Origin of the sequence: Pseudomonas nicosulfuronedens, from assembly GCF_005877905.1 — a bacterium.
GTDB classification, from domain to species: Bacteria; Pseudomonadota; Gammaproteobacteria; order Pseudomonadales; family Pseudomonadaceae; genus Pseudomonas; species Pseudomonas nicosulfuronedens.
Window position 1 is genome coordinate 1 of record NZ_SWDV01000130.1, and the last position, 663, is coordinate 663.

1 pseudogene is annotated in these 663 nt (G+C 44.0%); it reads right to left on the reverse strand.

From position 1 onward, the window contains the following. Nucleotides 1-663: pseudogene (locus FAS41_RS30995) on the reverse strand (hypothetical protein); the annotation flags it as partial.

The window sequence follows — 663 nt, forward strand, 5'->3', positions numbered from 1 at the left end:
AAGGCGGCTCTTTCTAGGATGTCCAAGGCTTCAAGGTGGTTTTCGTTGTCTGATTTTAGGAATGATAGTAGGTGATGTGCAAACTCTGCCCAATGCTCCGCTTTGGCATTAAGCGGCCTTATGCTTTCTTCTTTCGATTTTAATATCGAAAGCAATATTTGAGCGATTTGTATATTAAGTGCGATCAGCGTTTTGTTTTCTGGCTTCGATTTGTTATCTTGAGGTGGGGGCTCATTTAAGTGTTGGGAGAATCTGATGGTGTTCTGTTCCAAGAAGCTATCAAGTTCACTCATGGTTCGAAAGCCACTAGACTCGAGCAGGTATGGGCTGTCCTTCATCGCCTGTATGATAATTCCAGTTTGGAATATTCTTACCCAGCGGTCTCTAAAAAAGTGAAGGATGCTTGCAGGCAAATATCTTTCCAGTAGGTCTGGGTCATACTTTGTATGGCCGAGTGCTTCTGCCATGGCATAAACACTTCCAGTGTTTAAGAATGTAATTACACCAGAGGTGGATCTCATTGTTGTTGGTCGCAACAGGGATTGTGCTAGCTCGTTTATGTAATCACCTTCTTCGGGGAATAGCGTTGAGAGTTCTTGTTGTATTTGTAGTATTCCGCTTTCCTGTTGAAAGGGCTTGGGCGTTTCGGGGGCGATGAAGTCG